The organism is Streptococcus sp. HMSC034E12 (assembly GCF_001835915.1).
Classification (GTDB): domain Bacteria; phylum Bacillota; class Bacilli; order Lactobacillales; family Streptococcaceae; genus Streptococcus; species Streptococcus vaginalis.
On record NZ_KV826426.1, the window covers coordinates 1 to 19,139 of the forward strand.

18 protein-coding genes are annotated in these 19,139 nt (G+C 35.3%); all 18 read right to left on the bottom strand.

Going from position 1 to position 19,139, the window contains the following annotated elements; all coding sequences use genetic code 11:
* Window positions 1–343: 343 nt before the first annotated feature.
* Entirely contained in the window at window positions 344–1,651 is a 1,308-nt protein-coding gene (locus HMPREF2574_RS00200) for an ISLre2 family transposase (protein ID WP_024052214.1), read from the bottom strand.
* Window positions 1,652–1,796: 145 nt separating this feature from the next.
* Complete coding sequence (locus HMPREF2574_RS00205) at window positions 1,797–2,123, bottom strand: hypothetical protein (protein ID WP_024052215.1); 327 nt, start codon at window positions 2,121–2,123, stop codon at window positions 1,797–1,799.
* Window positions 2,124–2,138: 15 nt separating this feature from the next.
* On the bottom strand, window positions 2,139–2,390 hold the full coding sequence (locus HMPREF2574_RS00210) for a hypothetical protein (protein WP_024052216.1): 252 nt from the start codon (window positions 2,388–2,390) through the stop codon (window positions 2,139–2,141).
* Window positions 2,391–2,457: 67 nt separating this feature from the next.
* Window positions 2,458–3,276, bottom strand: coding sequence for a ParA family protein (locus HMPREF2574_RS00215; protein ID WP_070584028.1), 819 nt, complete (start codon window positions 3,274–3,276; stop codon window positions 2,458–2,460).
* Between the two features lie 192 nt (window positions 3,277–3,468).
* Window positions 3,469–4,053, bottom strand: coding sequence for a hypothetical protein (locus HMPREF2574_RS00220; protein ID WP_070584026.1), 585 nt, complete (start codon window positions 4,051–4,053; stop codon window positions 3,469–3,471).
* Between the two features lie 23 nt (window positions 4,054–4,076).
* Window positions 4,077–5,405 carry a glucosaminidase domain-containing protein gene (locus tag HMPREF2574_RS00225; protein WP_024052219.1) on the bottom strand — a complete coding sequence of 443 codons (1,329 nt, stop codon included), beginning with the start codon at window positions 5,403–5,405 and terminating at the stop codon, window positions 4,077–4,079.
* Between the two features lie 15 nt (window positions 5,406–5,420).
* A complete protein-coding gene (locus HMPREF2574_RS00230; RefSeq protein WP_070811260.1) occupies window positions 5,421–5,699 on the bottom strand; it encodes a hypothetical protein in 279 nt (92 codons plus the stop codon).
* 19 nt (window positions 5,700–5,718) lie between these two features.
* A complete protein-coding gene (locus HMPREF2574_RS00235) occupies window positions 5,719–6,276 on the bottom strand; it encodes a hypothetical protein (RefSeq protein WP_070811259.1) in 558 nt (185 codons plus the stop codon).
* Window positions 6,277–6,292: 16 nt separating this feature from the next.
* Window positions 6,293–8,242 carry a virulence factor gene (locus tag HMPREF2574_RS00240; protein ID WP_070812027.1) on the bottom strand — a complete coding sequence of 650 codons (1,950 nt, stop codon included), beginning with the start codon at window positions 8,240–8,242 and terminating at the stop codon, window positions 6,293–6,295.
* Between the two features lie 11 nt (window positions 8,243–8,253).
* Window positions 8,254–8,904: a hypothetical protein gene (locus HMPREF2574_RS00245; protein WP_070811257.1), complete on the bottom strand. Its 651-nt coding sequence runs from the start codon at window positions 8,902–8,904 to the stop codon at window positions 8,254–8,256.
* Entirely contained in the window at window positions 8,904–9,212 is a 309-nt protein-coding gene (locus tag HMPREF2574_RS00250) for a DUF5592 family protein (RefSeq protein ID WP_070811256.1), read from the bottom strand. The genes HMPREF2574_RS00245 and HMPREF2574_RS00250 overlap by 1 nt, the downstream gene beginning before the upstream one ends.
* A 163-nt stretch (window positions 9,213–9,375) precedes the next feature.
* Complete coding sequence (locus HMPREF2574_RS00255; RefSeq protein ID WP_070584018.1) at window positions 9,376–9,657, bottom strand: BRCT domain-containing protein; 282 nt, start codon at window positions 9,655–9,657, stop codon at window positions 9,376–9,378.
* Between the two features lie 4 nt (window positions 9,658–9,661).
* A complete protein-coding gene (locus HMPREF2574_RS00260) occupies window positions 9,662–11,707 on the bottom strand; it encodes a pLS20_p028 family conjugation system transmembrane protein (protein WP_070584016.1) in 2,046 nt (681 codons plus the stop codon).
* A gap of 118 nt (window positions 11,708–11,825) precedes the next feature.
* On the bottom strand, window positions 11,826–12,308 hold the full coding sequence (locus HMPREF2574_RS00265; RefSeq protein ID WP_070584014.1) for a lipoprotein: 483 nt from the start codon (window positions 12,306–12,308) through the stop codon (window positions 11,826–11,828).
* Between the two features lie 134 nt (window positions 12,309–12,442).
* Window positions 12,443–15,592: a VirD4-like conjugal transfer protein, CD1115 family gene (locus HMPREF2574_RS00270; RefSeq protein ID WP_024052228.1), complete on the bottom strand. Its 3,150-nt coding sequence runs from the start codon at window positions 15,590–15,592 to the stop codon at window positions 12,443–12,445.
* Window positions 15,576–15,839, bottom strand: a complete 264-nt coding sequence (locus HMPREF2574_RS00275; RefSeq protein WP_003030093.1) for a hypothetical protein — start codon at window positions 15,837–15,839, stop codon at window positions 15,576–15,578. The genes HMPREF2574_RS00270 and HMPREF2574_RS00275 overlap by 17 nt, the downstream gene beginning before the upstream one ends.
* Before the next feature lie 261 nt (window positions 15,840–16,100).
* A complete protein-coding gene (locus HMPREF2574_RS00280; RefSeq protein WP_003030094.1) occupies window positions 16,101–16,523 on the bottom strand; it encodes a single-stranded DNA-binding protein in 423 nt (140 codons plus the stop codon).
* Window position 16,524: 1 nt separating this feature from the next.
* Window positions 16,525–19,080 (bottom strand): SEC10/PgrA surface exclusion domain-containing protein, encoded by a 2,556-nt coding sequence (locus tag HMPREF2574_RS00285; protein WP_070812028.1) that lies wholly within the window; start codon window positions 19,078–19,080, stop codon window positions 16,525–16,527.
* Between the last annotated feature and the right edge of the window lie 59 nt (window positions 19,081–19,139).

Sequence of the window (19,139 nt, forward strand, 5' to 3'; positions counted from 1 at the left end):
ACGAATGTGGTAAACTTTTGTAGAAAAAACAATATTTAAGTTAAAGGAGAGTTGATTTTTAGCAAATTTTTTAAAAAAAGACTGAACAATTACTTGCTCAGCCCTTGACAATGATTTAATTATCCTTTATCATAGTCATATATACTGAGTAAGCAAGTGTGGATTGCTAAACTCGGTGGTCGTATGTGTTGGACGCACGTACGACCTTTTTTTATTCGTTTAAATTAAGTTAATTTTAACATACTTTAACACACAAGACAAGTATTTTGAGCGATTTTTTAAAAAATTGCACACTCAAAAAGACCTAGTAATACTAGATTTTTTTAATATGTGCCAAATCTTCTTACCATCTTTTTTTCAAGCTGTAAAATTGATAATCCTTTTTGATATGATTCTGTCGAACCTTGATTGTTGCAGCAGTCAACTCTTCTGCTGCTTTATATTCCTGATACTCTTTTTGCCACTCACCAAAGAATAATTTTCTTAATTGACCGGATTTTGATAATAGAATCATATTAGTCATCGATTCCGCTCCTGTTTGACTCCATATCATTCCTCTCTTTTTCATCCGATAAGTAATCTTTCTATGCTGAGATTCCATAATGCCTATTGGTAAATACCGAAAGCCCCTCAATTCAAGCGGTTTTGTATATTGAAAATTTCTTAAGAACTTTTTAGAGAATTTTGAAAAATTTTCTTCTTCGGCGGAAGTCAATAGCGATTCTGTTGTATCCAATACTGTTCGTAACAATTTTTTATCATGCGTTTGAATAGATTGATATAGTTTATTCTTTAAATCATCCGGATAACCTTTATACATTTGGTCAATTTCTTTATAAACATGGAACTCATCCCAAAAGTGTTCATGACGTTTTATTCCTAATACTTTGGCAAATTCTTTAAATACATAAGGTGTATAACCGTGACCACCATCAGAATTTGTAATTAAAATTGTATTTTCGGTAATTTCAAAATTTTGATAAAGATAATCCAAGACCATCTCTCTAGCATGTCGATTACTGATTGACATAATACTCTTTTTATTTTCCAATTTCCAACGATTCTTTTCAATTTTTTTACTACCTGTATGAATCACAAAATGAGCAAAGTCTCTATAACCAGCTTTGTTTTCTTCGTCTAAAATTCGTAAGAATACCCCGTCTCCTTCTACAAAAATAATATCAGCTTTAATTTTATCTTTCTTTTTCACTTCTTCCTGATAATATTGGTATTCTTCGTACTGGTTTCTCAATTGATACGCAAACTTTACTGTCTTAATGACTGTTGGTTTTGTAATTTTAACATGATACATCATTTGCACAACTTTAACAACATGGTCATAAGACATCATTGTAGATAATTCTGCAATTTGATAAATCAGTTCTTTAGAATAACGACTGTTTTTATCTAACCCCAGCCATTCATCAACCGGTGAATACCACTCTGATCCACGTTTCCATTTCCTCCTACTGAAGCAGAACTCACCAAATGTAAACGCAACAGTCCTTTCAGCTGAACGAATACAAGTATAACCTCTTGCTTTCATTACAGGGATCATTGATTCATCATATTTTTTAATGTTCCGATAAAAGTCTTTCTCAGTTCCTACTATAAATTTGTCTTTCAACTTACGTTCATCTATTACTTTCACAAACCTTCTCCCTCATGAAAATGATTTATGAAAATTGTAATTTTTTTCTTATAGCTCTTCAAATTTATTTTTTTTCTGACAAAAAAAGCTGCTCAAACGAACAACTTTTTACAATTAAATTTTACTTTTCATTTATCTTTCTATTTTATTTCTTTTTATATCTACGAATTTTACTTTGGCAAGATTCTACAAACGGAAATAAAAGTCCTGCCATTACAATAGACAACGGAAGTCCGATAAAAATAAATTGAATAATGTCTGCAACAAATGAAAAACCATTATTCAAATAAACGAATAGAGAGATAATTATAATAGGAATAACTGCTGCTGGAAAAAATTTTAAAGCAAGTAAACCTACAATTAGTAACACAAGCATTGAAAATCCAAACTGATTATAAAATATTTGAAGTCCTGCAATGGCAATTGCCGCAAATATCAAATACCACAAACGCTTAAAACTAAATATAAACATGCGTTTTTCTCCTTTTTATGATTGAATACGCTGCCACTCCTGATTGATCATTTCTTCTAAATAAGCAGAAGCAGACTTATAAGAATAGTAGTCAACAATGTCATCTAACTTACTCCTGATAGAAGGGGTCATAGCAAATGTAACCTGCTTCTTTTTTTCATATCCTACTGGAGAAAGCTGTTTCTTAGGTAAGGGTTGAACAGGAGCTGTTTGAGGCTCCTCATTAAACATTTTCATAAAATCAGCTTGATTTTCTTTCTTCGCCATTTCAAAAACTCCTTATGTAATTTCTTATTTATTTTCTTATTTATCTTATTATATCACAAATAATGTATTATTCAATTGGGAGAGTAAAGATTTTATCAAACAACTCCCAAGTATTTTTGAAAAATTGGCGATAAGAGGGCGTTTGATGAGTCTCTTCTAATGAAGTCAAGGGTTGTCTAGTTGTTTTTGTTTTACCAAATAAACTCCGTCCTTCAAAATAGCCTAGAAATTGCTTATCTCTTTTCATCATCGCTTCAAAAGCTCGCTTGAACGCCTGAGAATCACTTGTATTTTTGACTACCTTATTTCCAACTTTAATCAATCTTGTATTGACAAAGCTTTGATTGGTCATAGGATTGATAAAGTCTTTTGTTAATTGAGCAATTTGTCGTTCTTCTAGTTTTAATTTTTCAATAGCATCTTCATCTATGTCCGCAATAGCTAATACCACGTCTGACACAGCAATCGCATTATTGGTGAAAATGCTGAAATCATTATGCGTATCAATTAAAATATAATCATAATTTGCTTCAATAAAATCTAATTGACTGTAATACCAGGATAGTAGGTAGCCTCTTCCTTTTCCTGCTTCTACTTCTTTTGTCAATTCATTAAGATGATCGTATCCTGCAATAATAGATAAATGATCAGTTAATCGAAGAGGAACTGGAACAACATCTGAGAATAAAGCTTTTACAGTAGAAATTTCTGGAATTGGTTCTTCGTAATAGTCAATAAAACGCTTTGTCAAATTGCAAGAATCATCTAAATCTATGAGTAAAACTCGTTTGTTTTTCTTGACAGCCAAATAAAATGCGCCATTAAATGTTATAGTTGTTTTTCCAACTCCACCCTTTTTTATATTTGTTGTATAAATCTTTGTCATTTTTCTTCTCCTATATATCTTTATACACACTTTGTTATTTAACAACTTGTTTTTGTTATTAAGTATTATATTAAATAACTTTATATTTATTATATCACATTCAACTACTTTGTCAAGAAAAAATACATAAAAAATTAAATAACTTTTTATGTATTTACTTAAAATTCTTATCATTTATCTTTATAAACTATTTTACCCGTAAGTTCCTCCAATACGTCCACCGATATAAGATGTTAATTGTATCTGCTTAACAGTTGTATTAAAATTTGCGATAAAGTAGCATTTCTCTTCTCCTTCTTTAACTAAAGGAATAATGACTTGAACAACATCATCATTATCCGATTTCATGACCTCTAACTGAGAAGACTGATATTGATACCGATTTACTAATATAGCCATCGCAAAAGTTTGAATCATTCCACCTTGACTCATAGCTAAATGATTCTCATAGGTTGCCTTCACTTCTGATAAACTCTTAGCTTTGATAATAGCATCTACTGCAGCATTAACAGATTCAATCACTGATTGTTTTGCTTCTTGAGAGGCTTCTGTATAAGGATGCTCTAGCTTTAATTTTGCTTTACGATAATTGCGTTGATCGGGTGTTTCCTCCTCTAATGTCGAAGAATTCTTCGTCTTAGAGGAAGAGCTAGATTGTGTTGTTTTCGGCTCTTTTCGTGAAGAATGAGAGACTTGTACAATTCGTAGCCCTGCAAAGAAAAGAAGTAATAAAACTAATATCACCCAAACCCAATGTTCTTTTGATTTTTCTAACATAAACTTCCTCTTCTTTTTATACATTATTTTGTCAATTTTGGCGCTTTGTTATCCGGATATGCAAACGTCCATTGTTCTGCCTTTTGTGTTTCTGGGCGGACAATTCGATAATTCCATGTATAAGCCTTATGATAAGAATCCCAACCGCTTATTGGGGTATTCTGCTCACAAATCAAGACCGATCCATCTTGGAAGACATGGCAGACAATTCCTGTATGCCCGTATTGGGGAATAGAGGAATTAGAAAAGATTGCACCTTTTTTTGGTTTTTTCTTGACCGAATTTCCAAATATCCTTGCCCAAGCACCTGCTTGATCAACCCCATTTCCTAAAACATTTCCAGAATGTCCGTACATGCTATTTGCCATACTGATCGTTAAATTTACACATTGACCATCTAAGGATGGACCACTGCCTGTTAAATTCCAGCCTTGCGTTCCTCCGTAGTTCATTCCAAGACTTTTAGGATCAATAATGTAAGGCTTTAAGCTAGCTGGTAGATTGTCTGGCTGATAACCCCAAGCGGTTGCATCAGCTGGGACTGTTCCCGTTCCGTCAGCTACACTTCCACTGTCTGAAGAATCTTCACAGGGATTTTCTTCTTCAGCTGAAAAAATAGAGGTTGATGACGAATTAGATGTATTGGTAGAGGATTCAGTTAAGTTTACAGGTTTTTGCCCGTATTTTGAAATGGCTTTTTCATCTAACCATTTGTATTTACTTCCTAAATTCTGATAAATTTGATTAAGAGTTGTCTTATAATTTGGATCAGTCGCCCAGCCACCATCTGCAATTGCATTTAATGTCCCAACTCCATCTGTGTTATTGATAGCTGCCTTGTAAAGGCTTTGACGACTCATGAACTCTGCTTTTCCAACAATTCCAACATCAAAATCTTTAAACCAAGTATAACCACCACCAGTATTATCTCCAACAGTCGTTCCTGAACCACTACCTGAAACAGCATTAGAGCCAAATAATTCAATAGTCTTGGGATAAGTTGCCGCTGAAGTCCATTTGACACCGCCCATATTGTGCGCTGAAGCGAAAGAAGGCACATTCATAGAAAAAGAAGTTTCAGCCATTGTTTGAGCAATGGAAGCCGAAGGTAAGAAGCCCCCAACTCTCCATGATTCTATATAAGCATTCTCATGTTCCTTTACAAAAGAATCAATAGAGGCATTTCCTGAACTTGTTGGACTGGAAGTAATGGTTGTTTCAGTAGTAGAACAGTCATCCTGCTTACTGGATATAGCTCCCAAAATACTTGTCAGCAGCATCAGAAAGACCACAATAGATGTAATGATAGAGCCAAGAAAAAGAACAATTTTAAAATTGAACCACTTTTTCAATTCCTCACCTCTTTTCTACCAAAGCCCTAAGATTGTTCTTAAAATAGCGTAAAAAACAAGAAAAAGAATGACTCCGATTCCAATCTTCTTTAACCCTTGTACAAAGACTTTGTCTCGTTCTCGTTGGGCTGCTAATCGTTCGGGATCAGACTCTCCTTCGGAAGCAAAATAATCTCTCACTCCCTTTGATCTTTCTTTCCGAACAGCTACATAGTGATCAATCGCTCTTTTTCTACGAGCAAAGAAACCCAGTTTTTCTGATTTGTCCTCTTGTATATTTTTAGGCATTTTCATTTATCCCTTCTATTATTTTTTAAAACAATCCTTCTTTTCTCAAACTTGCATATTCCTCTAAAAAGCTATACAATTCCTCAGGCTCAATTTGAAATTCTTTTAACCAGGGACCGGATTGTGAGATGTGAAGCTCTTTTTGTTCATCTAAAAATTGCATGGGGACTAATAAGATAATCGGGTCTTGCAATTCTAAACCACATTCTTTTTCTAAAAAAGCCACAATAAAATCTTGCTCCCCTTTAGTCCTAAACTGCCAATATGTCGAGCTGCCATTTTTATTTTTGTGCAACGAACTATATTTCACATCAATTGTCAATCCATCGAACCAAAAGTCATAGACCGGATTATTTTTCTTGAAATACTTATTCGCATCTACTGCATCTGGAACATACTTCTGAAATAATTCTTCAGCCATACCACCAAGCTTAGCGGTTCGTGAACCGTATTGAATCTTATCTTGGATTTTTAGACAACCACTTTGTAATAATTTTAGATGAGCCACGTGAATAGGAAGACCAGAACGTTCAACTGCTTTATGAAAGTCTCCACATTCCATATAAATATCAACAATATCCATTTCATTTCCTCATTTGTTATTGAATCCCACCATAGCGTTGAACTTCTGACTGAAGCAACTGCTGGTTGAATACCAGGTTCCCAACTCCTGCAATATTCATGAATAATTGTCCCTTACTAAGTCGGGGGAGCGTTTCTAATTCCGACTGATTCATAGAGCTCGTTAAAGCATTGGCAAGTAATGGTACGCTTGTTTCATCTGTTTGTGCAAAGACACGGTATTGCATCAGCTCAAAAATGCGTTTTACAGCAATTACATACGGATCTTTATGATTTCCAGAACCTGCTTCAAAAAGAATACCTTGTAATGAATTTACGGAAAGGACAACTCCTGCAAAGTTCTCTCCCATCGAATCAATGACATCTGCTAATAATTTAACACTTGTTTCATAGCGTGGATTGATGAGAGTTTGTGCCTCACTAATATTAACGATATAGTGTTCTAAATCCATTTCAGATAACTTAGGATTTTCTTTTAAGAGCCGCTTGCAGCGTTTACCATTATTGACAATGTCCGCTGATACAAGAGACAAAACAGAAAAGATTTGAGCATTTAATAAGTTCGGCATATTTTTCAATCCTGATAAATCAAACGTTACAACTTGCTCAGTTGAAATATCCTGAAACTCCGTTATGCCTTCAAACATGGAAGTGTTAGATGTCATTATCTCATTAAACGTATTATAAATGCGTTTGACGGATTTCAGTTCTTCTTCATCTTTTTGTCTCTTTTGAGTTAATCGGCGTTTGTAGTCATCCAAATAGAGAAGAAAATCGGATAGAATTGGATAATCTTCATTCTCTAACTGCGTAGCTCTTAGTTCGTCTTTATGTATAGTTGGATTCACAAACCATAAGTTTTCTGCAATGTAAAACTCATTTAAAATTTTTCCGAAAGTAATGAGGTCATCTCCTGTGACTTGATCGTTCAATAACTTCAGGATATTTTTCAACTTTTCAATATGCAGTTTATAGGATTGTTGTTCATCCACTTCTGTCCCCTCTGCATTGGTAGCAGTCGGGAAAATCTGGAAAATGTTAATACGATTGACTTCTCCTGATAAATCTAAACTTAAGCCATGTTGCTTTTGAGTTAATTCTGTAAACGTCCCATTCGCATCAAAATTTCGGATATAATTGCCTTTTGCATACAAGCCGTCTGTATGCTTCAATAAAAAGGATTTTTGCCCCATTTTAGGATTTCCGGACAGAATCATAAAGGAACGAGTCCGCTTTTCATTTCTCTCAAGAAAGTTAAAGTTGACAGCTCCTTTCGTAGGAGTCCAGCCTAGATAAAAACCTCTTTGGTCTTCTAACTTGGTATGGTTGAAGAAGTAACCACCAGCTAAATCGTGGGCTCTAACGGATCTCCCTTTTCGATTATTTGGCAAGTCAACTTGATATTTAGCAGGAATAAAGGGAGAATGATATTCAAAGTCTAATTCTCCTGATAAAATCGTTGATTTATAATTTGAGGTTTTATCTTTAATTTCCTCTACTTTTTTAAAGAGTTCTTCCTTTGTAGTAGCTGAAGCAAAGACACGAACATACATTCCTAACATCGCTATATTTTTCTTAGTAATCTCACGATTCAGCTGTTGTAAATCTCGGATTTCATCTAATTCTTGCTGGTTATCTGTTAGTTTGCTATTCCCCGTGATTCGAGTTGACTTTTCTTCAATCGAATCCGTTATATCTTTTTTAAGCTCTGTATTGTTTTCTCGATAAAGAGAAAGAAAAGAACGAGTTCCAGAAATTTGCATTAAATCTGTCAACCAAAATTGATCTAAATCCTCTGAAGGATATTCGTAATAATGAAGGACAGTATGACAACCATCTCCACTTACCCAATAGCGGTCATGCTTTTTGAAGTCAATATTTCCTTGAGGTTGCACTTGACTGATAAATTCCAAGTCATAGCCCTCAGCTTGTAACTTTCGTTGTTTCCGTTTTGAAATCTTTGGCATGAAAATCCTCCTTACAATTTTTCGTTCATATTGTTATATTGTGTAATAATTTGAACCTTTTTCAGGTGAGTGATCTCCTGAGGCACAAAATCATTATTTCCGTAGCTTTTGGCTTTACGAACTAACTCATCTAATTCACTAGTTGTTGGAGCAAATAGCCACAAAATAAACTCTGTGTTATAGATTTCTTTTTGAATACTTTCTTCTACCTGAATTTGTTCCTGTAGTAGTTTTTCTCGATCTTCTAATTGTAAGTAGCGCTTAGAATTCGGAGATAACTGACTCTTTTCTTGCCTTACCTTACTGAGCCAGTGACGCTGGTGCATCCGCTGTGCATCAGTATTGGTAGGAAGAGTCGTTACTTCAAATTGAATATCTGTATTAAACTCAGATAGCCACTTTTCAAAATTTTGGATGGTTCGATTTACTTCAACATAACTTAAAGAACCTAAGTCTTTTCCAGGTATTTCCATAAATTGAAGATAACCAAAGTCTACTAGTTTAATGTACTCCTGCGGATTCTTCATAATCGCTTTAACATCTAGCAAATCAATACAAGAATGAATATCAAAATATTCCTGCTTGTATTCTTTTTTACTTCTATGCGCCCCTCCTAACGGTTGCTTTTCTTGGATAGACGCTGTTTGTCGTTGAATCGCCATTATCTTTCTCCTTCTCTTTTTTGGTAATCTAAACTAATATATCGTCTTCTCCGCCGGCGGAAGAATAGATAGAGTGTATTCCAATTTTTCTTGCCGCCATTAGCTGGAAACACAAGATACAAAGACAGCAGCATACTTAATACAATAAATAGAATCATTTGAAACCATTGTTCAGTAGGAAAAATTTTGGTCGCATATCGTAAAGCAATGATTCCTGATAAGCCAACAAAACTAATGTCTGCCATAAACAAACCAATCATTTTCATTCGAGCTTTAATGTCTCTGGGGACACCATATTTTTCATTCATAGTTCTTTTTCCTTTCTAACTATTCCATCATGATAAGAGCAGTATAAAGGATAATGATTTTTTTGTTTTTAATGGGACATTTCAGAATCAGTTTATCCTATCACTTAATAAATTAGATAATTAGTTATTTAATTTATTAAACATTTCAGCGAAAAAAGAAGCCTCATAATTGAGACTTCTTAACGATCTGAAAGAATTCTTCTTCAGATAAAAGCGTAATAGTTTGTCCTTCTGCAATTCGAGAAAGAGCAGCCTCATGCTTTTTGGAACGCTTATCTATTTGAAAGAGATCCAACTGCTTATGACCAACGATGAGAATATCGGTTTGATCTGATATAAACCCTTGTACCGTAGCTCCCTGCTCCTTTAAGAAAAGAATAACTTCTTCTCTTGTCATCGGTCTTAAACTCCCTGTAATCACAATCTTTTTATCAGAAAGCTTCATGTTATCACCTATCTTCCTCATCTTCTATTTCAGCTCCCTTTATATGACTCTGTCCTTGCATATATTGACCGGCTTGTTGAGCTTGTTGTTGCATTCGATTCATTTGATAAAGGGATTGATTCAAATTATTTCTAGCTGAAGAAGGTGAATTTTGTTTAGAAGATGGTGTTTTTGGAGCTTGGGAAGCAACTGGATTAGTTGGATCACTAACTCCACCGTCTGCCATGGAAGGATCCTCAAAAAGTGGTTCTCCGCCATACATGCCTGAAGGATTCAAGGTATATTCAGGTTCGTTATTATCACCAGATCTAAAACGAGCTTGATCCGGAATATCATCATTCTTCAAAGCATTGTAAGTTGAATATAATCCTGTTTGGGCTTTATCATCCAGGTTATCCATGACACCTCCAGCATAATCCGCTGCTTTTTGCCCCATCACTTCCGCTAAATCAACCGCATTACTGATCCCACCTTTTACGGTATTTCCTATTCCTTGGTCTTTGACTGCATTAAAAATACCTTGAATACCTCCACCTGTTGTAGCAAGGCTATTTCCAACATGTTTACTTGCGTTCTTAACTGCTCCAGGTGTTTTCATTGCCATATTTCCAGCGCCTTGTGCCAATGCGAAACCACCTTTACCAATCGCACCAGCACCTGTCGCAAAGGCATTCCCCATCATCATTGCACCGAGCAGTTGTTGAGCTGTCTCGCTATGTCCTGTTGAGACACCTAGCCAACGTTCAATCATGGTCACTCCCTGCATAGCTGCCAAGAAGACACCAATATAAACAATGCTTGCAGCCAGACATTGTTCCCACATGTTCAATCCATCGTAGAATCCACCGGAAAGTTTTGTGATAGCGGTCACGGATAAAGTTGGTAAATCTCGACAAATTTCTAAGGTCATTCGCATAATAACCACTTCAAATATAATACCAGCAAATGCCCCTCCTATCGTTCGTAGGAGTTCCTTGTACTTCTTGCTAGAAGAAAGGGAAGTATAGCCTTGAATTGGGGAAATAACAGCTTCCATGATAATATCAAAGACCGATTTGACAAACTTGATAGACATACTCATCAGCAAAACAATCAAAATAATATACTGCATAAACATGCCAATCCAGTTGACTTTATAGCGAAGATATACTGCTTCAAAAGCATTTAATCCATCAACAATTCTATGTGTCGTGATAGTTTCCACACCATCATGATTAGAATTTAACTTATGTAAAAAGAGACCTTTAATTCCTGCTTTTTTCTTTTCCCAATATTTAAGTTGTTCCTCATTAGATGCTCCGTATTTTGCAGCAAAATCAATTTTAGTCGCAAAATCTGGTGTATCTCGCTTGTCCTTACTATCTGTAATCTTATTTAGTGCTGTAGATCCTGCTTTGACGGGTTTAATATAACCATAATCATCCATTGGGAATAATTCTGTATTAAAATCATGATCAACTAAAACTTTTAAATCTACCACATTATTTTTCATAGGTTGAATAGCAAGAGAGGAATATTCTGTCCCCTTATCTCCCGAAATCGTTTGAATCGTTTGAGCATCTTGTGCTAGAGCAGTCGCAATCGTTGTAAGAGATAGAGGCATAACCGAGGTAACAAAAGTAACCAACAGAAAATTAACAATCACATTCTTGTACTTTGTCGGCTTTGTGAAGACACCTGTGATAGCACTTGCCACTAAAAGCAATGTGAAAATCGTGACTCCTACAATTTGAAACCAATAAAAGAATTGTCCGATAATGGTTTTCTGATCACCTAAATAGCCAAAGAGACCAAAGAGCTTAAACATATTGTTAAAAACATGTTCTAAGCTAGCGGTTATTTGGTATAAGGCTTTTCCAATTCCTCCTGGAATAGCCATAAAATAAGTCAGGAAAGCTGGAGTCGGATCTAGATAATTTCCCCAGTAATTATAGAATTGAGCAAATTTAGTAGCATTATCTCCAGTAATATTTCCATTTGTGGGTCCATTCATATCAAAAAAATCTTTACTTAGATCTTTTACTAAATCTGAATATGTTTGATAATTCAATAAAGATACCTTCTTTCTTTAAAAGTATCTTTACTTTAAAGGATAATAGTTTTCTTTGTGTTAATGGGACATTTCAGAAAAAGAGCAAAAGAAAAAGTCTCAATTGAGACTTTTTACTCTATTCAGATTCACCACTAAAATCATAATAACCACCTTCAGCTGCATAATCTCTTCGCAATTCAATTACACGAATTTTCTTACCCCCAGCTGATAAAGCAATTTGATAGGTTGCTTCTGCCTGTTTCTTAGTAGGATGTTTTTCTCTGCTAATAATAATTGTGAAATTTTCAGTATCTTTTAATTCAGATTTTAAGCTAGTAACCACGCCTTTAGTTGCTGGCGGAAGATCTTTTTCAGGAATTACAGAAAAATAAGTTTTATCACCTTTGCTGTTAGTAATACTATTTTCTTTCTTATCAAAAATTAACTGATCCCCACCAGCTATAAAAGGATATTCATATCCTGATAATTTAGAATACCCAGTATATTTATCCTTCAGAATATTTGGTACACCATTTTTATTTACTTTAGACCCACAAGCAGCTAATACCACTAACATGACGATTAAAGTAAGCAGGCTAAACAACGATTTCTTCTTCATGTGTTTTTCTCCCTCTATAATTCCTATACATGTTCATTATAACAGAATGATTGAGTTATTTCAATAGTTAAATATCTTTTTATGTATTATATTATATAATTATTTACACAATTTACTATATAAGATAGACAAGGCTAAGAAACATCATCCACAAATAAATCTGAATAATCATTGTTGTAGTCTTCATCTCCAAAAATCGTTTCTTGAGCTAAAGCATGATAGAGTTCTTCTTCAGTTGAATAGACTTTTTGAGTGATAGTCGGTTTCTTTCTATAGCGAGTAGCTAGTTTTGGATTGACTTCACCAGCACCAATTCGACTGTTCAAGCGTTCTCGCCAATCAATTAGATTATTTAAAGCTGTTGAAGCATCTACGGCAATTTCTTGCAGATCTAACCCTCGATGAGGACAATCAACTGGAATATCAGCTAGTTTCAAGCTACGGTCAAATTCTTCCTGAAGGAACATATAACGATAAGGAAAAGCAGTTTTATCATGTGCAAAAATAGGATCTGCAGTTGTTTTATAACCAGTCTTATCCCGATTTTTGATATACCGGAAAATAACAACTTCTCCTTCTTGCAACTTAGCCAGTTGCGTAGGTGTAAGAAGAGGTTGGTTCTCAGTTCGATAGGAAACATTTGGATTTGCCTCATCAATGATATTGGCAGACTTACTGCGAATCGTAATCGTTCGTGTTCCCAAATCTTGGCTAAAGGCTTTATTGGTATCACTAGAGCTCGTTTTAATATACATGTGAATAGCACAGTTATTCTTAATCGTTTCTGCCACTTCTTTTCCGTAAACATCAACTAACTGTTCTAAGTTTTGAATCCACATATAATACAAAATATTTTGACCCAAACCAATGGAGATTTTAGTTGCCATTGCAGGAATGGCTGGAAGGTTAGTAAACTCGTCTAGGACATGCAAAATCCGGTTGACACATTTTCCGCCATTTGAAAGAGCCAGCTCATAATTGACATTGAATAGTTGACCCAAAAACATAGAAACCAGTGCATTGTATTCTGATCGATGAGGAGGGGTGACGAGATAAATCACCTTTGGCTGATCCGAATAAATAAGTTCAATATCTTCTTTTTCTAACAAAGTGCCATCTGGCTTATCAATGGAGACAATTGCTACATGATCTAAAACTTTCTTCTTGCTATAGCGATCCAGTTGAATGATTTTGCCACGTTTTTGGTATACTTTTTCAGCTGCAAGAGTGAAGCGTTGGTTTCTAACCCAAACATTCGTATTGTTTTCATAATCAAAGTCAATAATGATTTGAAATTCATCTGGTAATTTTGGCTCAATCACAAAATTCAAATAGCCGTGACCATCTACTAAAGCTGTTTGTTCTTTGACATGAACAATTTCTTGCGTCTTCAATCCCCATTTTTTGATACTTAGAATCGTCACTTTAGCAGTTTGATAGGCAAATGTATTTTCTAAGCTCTCACTTGTACTAGAACGGAATTTGATGGATAAACGACGTGGAAAACCAACTGAAGCCATATCAATGGAATTTTTGGAAGTCATCTTTGCCACATTATCTTGCAAGAAGAGATTCAATCCCGTAATCATGCTAGAGTAAATATTTCCTCTTGTTTCATCTCCACCAAAAGCAGAGGCTCGAAATTCATTGTCTGCCATTGCTCTGAATTTAGAGAATTGTTTTCGATTAACCATTCTCAGATTATCAAAATAAACTGTAATCTTAGACTTTTTGGTAACTAAATCCCCTTGTTCTGGATTTTCTACAATTTCATTTTGAGAATTGACAAAAACTTCTTCAGAACCTAATTCATTCAGGAATTTTGCGACATTTGGAATAGTGATTGTGTCCCAGGCATCTGCTTCTCCATTTTGAGCTGTTTCATGAGCCCGATCCATTAACGCCATTGTCAAAGCGTTGAAGAGCGACACAGAGGATTTTCGGAAATATTCTGCATTGCCTTGCTCTCCACCCTTTGTTTTAGGATAAATCATTTGAGCGGTCGCATTCACACGAGTTTGAGCCATTTCATAATAGCCTTTTTTAGCGGCTTCTACAGCTAATGCTAGAGGATTAAAGCTCATGGAAAAGTCCATTTCTTGATAATTTAAAACTTCAACCGCATAGCCTCGTTTACGCATCGTTTTATAAGAAGACTGATAGTGTTCCCCTTTAGGATCCCCAATAATCATTGAAGGCTGGATTTCCGCTCGACTATTGATGTCAATGGTTGGTGCAATCACTCCCTCCCCTTTACCGGAACGAGTCATCCCAATACCTAGAGTACTAATGGTATCATCTTCAATATAATAGTCGCCTGAAGGAATGGAAAGCAGTCCTAAAATCTTTTCCGCATTCGTCAGATAACGACTAAACCGTCTATTTTGGTATATCATTTGTGTTCGCAATGTCCACCCGGCCAGATTATTTCTTGTTTCATGTAAAACTGGAAAACCACCGTTTCCTGGATATGTCTTTTGTTTATTCGGGATCTTCTTATACTGTTTATAAACTTCTTTTTCAGTCGCAAAGCGATCATCCCCTTTTTCATTCCCATTATAATCCCGATATTGCTCAAAGTTGATCCAGGCAGACTTCCAAGCAAGTAATTCGCCAATCAGAAATAAAGGAATTGCTAAGATAGGAGCAAGCGTATAAACCCGAATATTGAACAGATTTCTCACTAACAAACTATTCATATCAAAGCTCGCTTCCAAACTTCTGCTTGAAATGAGTAAATATAAATAGTGTAGTCCCGCTCGAATAACCGTCACAAAGTAATTTGTCAAGACAAGGGCAATCAAGCTAAAACCCAATCCCATGAGAATCATGCTACGATAATTCTTGAAATACAGAATGGGTTTCATTTCTTTGTTAAATCGTTTCCGTTCTTGCTTTACAAAAGGTAAATGATAAAACAAACGGAAAATCAGATTACCAGCAACTAGAAAAATAAATGACAACAAATATAAAACACTCTGCTTGATAGTCCCCCATAAATTCTTTTTTAAAGCATTCTGAACTTGCTTCCAGGAGATTTTCTTCTGACCTTTCCAAATCTTCTCCTGTTCTTTTTTCCATTTTTTGAAGCGATTTTTTATCTCCTCTCGATGTTCAAATACATTCTTTATTCTTTGAAGCCCTCGACCCCAAAAAGGGATAACTAAGCGAAAACCTTTATAAAAAACATAGATTCCTACACTTATGAACAAAAGAAAATTCACTAGATTCACTTTTGCCAGTTGAATGAGAGTATAGACTATCATTTCAAGCACACTCAACATAACTTACCTCCTCACTTTCATCTAATGCTCTCTTAATTTTTTGACCATAAACGGCTGTAAAGAGAAAAATTCTAAATTGTAAACTAGGAGATGCTTGATTATATCGCCGTAAGTAGCTAGAAAATTCTTTCTTCATATCCTGAAGAAAAATGGCACTACAATATTTCTTCTTCTGTTTCAAATAATTATCTATTTGAATAGAATCGGCTAGTAATTCATCAGAATTGACTTCAGCTTTCATCATCATTCCGTTTCCTTTCTACTATTTTCTTTCTATTTTAAAAAATAAAAAATTTTTTTGTGTTAATGGGACAAATCAAAAATTACATATAATACTAAATAGCTTTATATGTAATTTGACATTCCATTTTAAGCATTTTTCGTGAATCATTCTTCATAAAAATTATAAACAAAGCCTTAGAATGCCTATCTCAGCACCTCATTTATACAAAAATAACACACAAGAATTTATTCCTGTGTGTTAAAAACTTTTTTAGTTTGGAAATGATTAGAATGGGCTATCTACGTCCATTGGAATTGGATCATCTGGAATATGAGAAGCTTTGCCAGCTTGAACCTGTTTACGTTGCATAGCTGCTTCTTTACTTTCCAAGAAGGTAATTCCATTTTGAAGCGATGGAGCAATGTATTGGTAAGTTCGATTTTGTCCTTGATCGTTTTTGTAAGTATTTTGAACAATTTCTCCTTTCAGTAAAATTGGAGAACCTACTGAAAGACTATCATACATTACATCAGCCTGTTTCCCATAAACTTGAACATGAAAGAAACTTGGAATCGGTTTACCATCTTTATCCAATTGACTAGAATGACAGACAAAATCAAATTTAAAAAATGAAGTACCTTTAGCTGTTTTACCATAAGCACCATTTGGAATGCTTGATACTCGCCCATAAGCAATAAACTCTTGCATATTATTCTACCTCTTTTCTTTTATGACCTGCAAAACTAAGAACTGAGAGAACAGCTCCTCCGATAATTCCTAACCAAGAGGTAACTTCCCCTGTAGAAGGCAACTGTTTAGCAGAAACAGTATTATAGTTGACCGTTACTCGTTTATGATTGGTTTTGGTTGGAGTGAGTGTTGGTGTAACAGCTTGTTTCTTTCCGTCCACATAACTTGTAATTTTACCTGTTTCGTCCACAACCGGAATTGCTTGTCCGCCTGCTTGTTCAATCGCTGCTTTTTGTGCTGCTAATTTTGCCAAGCGTTCTGCTTCCAATTGAGCCTGATATGTTTTTACAAGCTTAGCGTGTTGAGCAACTACTTCTGTTTGAGTTGCTTTTAACACTTGCAATTTTGCTTCTTCTTTCTCAAGCAAACCTTTCTTTTCTGCTAAAGTTTGTTTAGCTGTCAATAAGTTTTGTTTTGCTTGTGCTAAACGTGCAGGTGCATCTTTCAATTGACGCACTTTTTCTTGAGCCACTATCAAACGTGCTTTAGCTTGAACCAACTCATTCTCACGTTGGCTAACCAATGCCTGTGCTTTAGCCAAATCAGCTTTCTTAGTAGCTAATTTGTTTTGTTCAGTAGAAAGACTACCTTTAAGTTCGTCGAGCTCTGTCTGTTGTTGAGTCAATTCAGCTTTTGCTTGTGCTAAAGCTGCTTGTTTAGCTTTCACGTCCGCATTCAATTGAGCAACGGCTTCTTGGGCTACTTTATTTTCAGCTTCATCCGCTTTTAAAGTCGCTTGTGCTTGATCCAATTGAGTTTGAGCTGCAGGAGTTTTCAGTCCTATAGCTTTAATAGCGTCACATTGTGCCGTTGCTTCTGTTAAATGAGCAGTAGCTTTACTATAATCAGCTTCAGCTTTCGACTTATCTGCTTGGGCACGATCATCATCTTGTTTTACAACATCATAAGTACTTTGAGCTTCTTTTTGAGTATTCAATAATTCTTGGCTATCAAATGGATTAGCTAATACTGTACGATTAAAGGTACTGTTTGTTAGTGCTTTATCATGTACAAACAAGAAATTAACAACCTGCCAAAAATCATCTTTGTAAGAAGTTCCTACCCCAAGATAAGAAGTTTTAGCTTCTGGGGCAAACAACCCTGCCATACTTGAGGCATGTAGGAATTCATTATTCACATTATCTTCGACATCATCAAAAGCATTAAACATCAAATTCAAAATAGTGTTATACACCAAACGCTTTAATTCTGCTTTTGTTACAAACTGTTTCGCACTATAAATACCACTACCGCCCATTAAGCCAATATTTTCATCTGTTTCTGAAGAAGTAATATTGTATTGTGCTAGAAGTTTATTAAGATGTTCAGTGTCATGACCTTTCACGCCATTTGTTTTAGAAGTTGAAACATGGTCGTTAATAATTTTAGTTACATCTTTTGTCACTTCAACCTTTGATGTACCAAAAGCTGCATGAATTTGATTTAATAAGTCTGCTGCAAAGAGGGACAATTCTTCTCTCGTTGCTTCTGAAAGATTGTTCAAATCTAATTTCTCTTTACTGTCATTTTTATTCGCTTTAAAGCGATTTTGTTTCGCTAATACTTTTCCAAGAGCTACTAATTTATCCGTCATAGCTTTCTCTTCAGCTGGAGAAACTGTGGCAATTTTTTGAGCATAGTCTCTTAAAGCGGCAATATATTCTTGAGTCAATTTGATTTGGTTGATAGCTTCAACATCTTGATTAGCTTTTGTCAAATCGGCTGTTGCTTTTTCTAAAGCTTCTGCCGTTTTGTTTGCCATAGCAACCTTTTGATCTACATCAGCTTTGGAAGTAGTTACCGCCTTTTGAGATTGAGTTACTACTTTTTCTGCTTCAGCTAAATCGGAAGTACGTTTCTGGTCATCTTGTTTTGCTTTAGCCAAATCTGTCTGAGCCTTAGCAACTACTTCTTTATCAGCGTTTACTTTTGCTTGCGTTTGTTCAGCTTTAGCAAGAATTTCTTTAGTACCCGTGCCATCTAAAATAGCTTGTTTTTCGGCTACTTTCTTTTCTGCTTGTGCTAAAGCTGCTTGTTTTTGAGTAACTGTCTCTTGTGCTTTAGCGACCGTTTCTGTTTGTTCAGTCACTTCACTTTGAGCTGTTTGTTGGGCTGTTTGACTAGCAGATACAGCATTTTCAGCTTGACTTACCTGATTAGTCGTTTCCTTAACAGAAGTTTCTGCTTTAGCCACATTTTCTGGAGTCGCTTCTTGAGCGACTTTCTCAGCTTGAGCGACATTCGTTGTTTCTGTTTTGACCGTATTTTCAGCAGTCCTCACATCTTTTTGTGCTTGATTAGTTGATTTTGATTGTGCTTCGACTGCCGCAGTTGCGATATCTACAGTTGCTTGAGATTGAGTTACTTCTTCTTTTGTTACAACTGGTTTCGTTTGAGCAGCTTCCGTACCTTTAACCTCTTTTGGTTGCACATCTTCTGCTTGTACTACTTGACCAGCACCTACCACGGCAACAGTCGCAACTGTTGTCATCAACGTTTTACTAACTTTATTCATAATATCTTATGACTCCTTTTAAATGATTTATAATTACATTATAAGACATACGTCTTATA

Bases quoted from the DNA above. Each gene is read 5' to 3' on its own strand.
- HMPREF2574_RS00205 (WP_024052215.1), bottom strand. From the start codon at position 2,123: ATGTTTATATTTAGTTTTAAGCGTTTGTGGTATTTGATATTTGCGGCA.
- HMPREF2574_RS00210 (WP_024052216.1), bottom strand. From the start codon at position 2,390: ATGGCGAAGAAAGAAAATCAAGCTGATTTTATGAAAATGTTTAATGAG.
- HMPREF2574_RS00215 (WP_070584028.1), bottom strand. From the start codon at position 3,276: ATGACAAAGATTTATACAACAAATATAAAAAAGGGTGGAGTTGGAAAA.
- HMPREF2574_RS00220 (WP_070584026.1), bottom strand. From the start codon at position 4,053: ATGTTAGAAAAATCAAAAGAACATTGGGTTTGGGTGATATTAGTTTTA.
- HMPREF2574_RS00230 (WP_070811260.1), bottom strand. From the start codon at position 5,699: ATGAAAATGCCTAAAAATATACAAGAGGACAAATCAGAAAAACTGGGT.
- HMPREF2574_RS00235 (WP_070811259.1), bottom strand. From the start codon at position 6,276: ATGGATATTGTTGATATTTATATGGAATGTGGAGACTTTCATAAAGCA.
- HMPREF2574_RS00240 (WP_070812027.1), bottom strand. From the start codon at position 8,242: ATGCCAAAGATTTCAAAACGGAAACAACGAAAGTTACAAGCTGAGGGC.
- HMPREF2574_RS00245 (WP_070811257.1), bottom strand. From the start codon at position 8,904: ATGGCGATTCAACGACAAACAGCGTCTATCCAAGAAAAGCAACCGTTA.
- HMPREF2574_RS00250 (WP_070811256.1), bottom strand. From the start codon at position 9,212: ATGAATGAAAAATATGGTGTCCCCAGAGACATTAAAGCTCGAATGAAA.
- HMPREF2574_RS00255 (WP_070584018.1), bottom strand. From the start codon at position 9,657: ATGAAGCTTTCTGATAAAAAGATTGTGATTACAGGGAGTTTAAGACCG.
- HMPREF2574_RS00265 (WP_070584014.1), bottom strand. From the start codon at position 12,308: ATGAAGAAGAAATCGTTGTTTAGCCTGCTTACTTTAATCGTCATGTTA.
- HMPREF2574_RS00270 (WP_024052228.1), bottom strand. From the start codon at position 15,592: ATGTTGAGTGTGCTTGAAATGATAGTCTATACTCTCATTCAACTGGCA.
- HMPREF2574_RS00275 (WP_003030093.1), bottom strand. From the start codon at position 15,839: ATGATGATGAAAGCTGAAGTCAATTCTGATGAATTACTAGCCGATTCT.
- HMPREF2574_RS00280 (WP_003030094.1), bottom strand. From the start codon at position 16,523: ATGCAAGAGTTTATTGCTTATGGGCGAGTATCAAGCATTCCAAATGGT.
- HMPREF2574_RS00285 (WP_070812028.1), bottom strand. From the start codon at position 19,080: ATGAATAAAGTTAGTAAAACGTTGATGACAACAGTTGCGACTGTTGCC.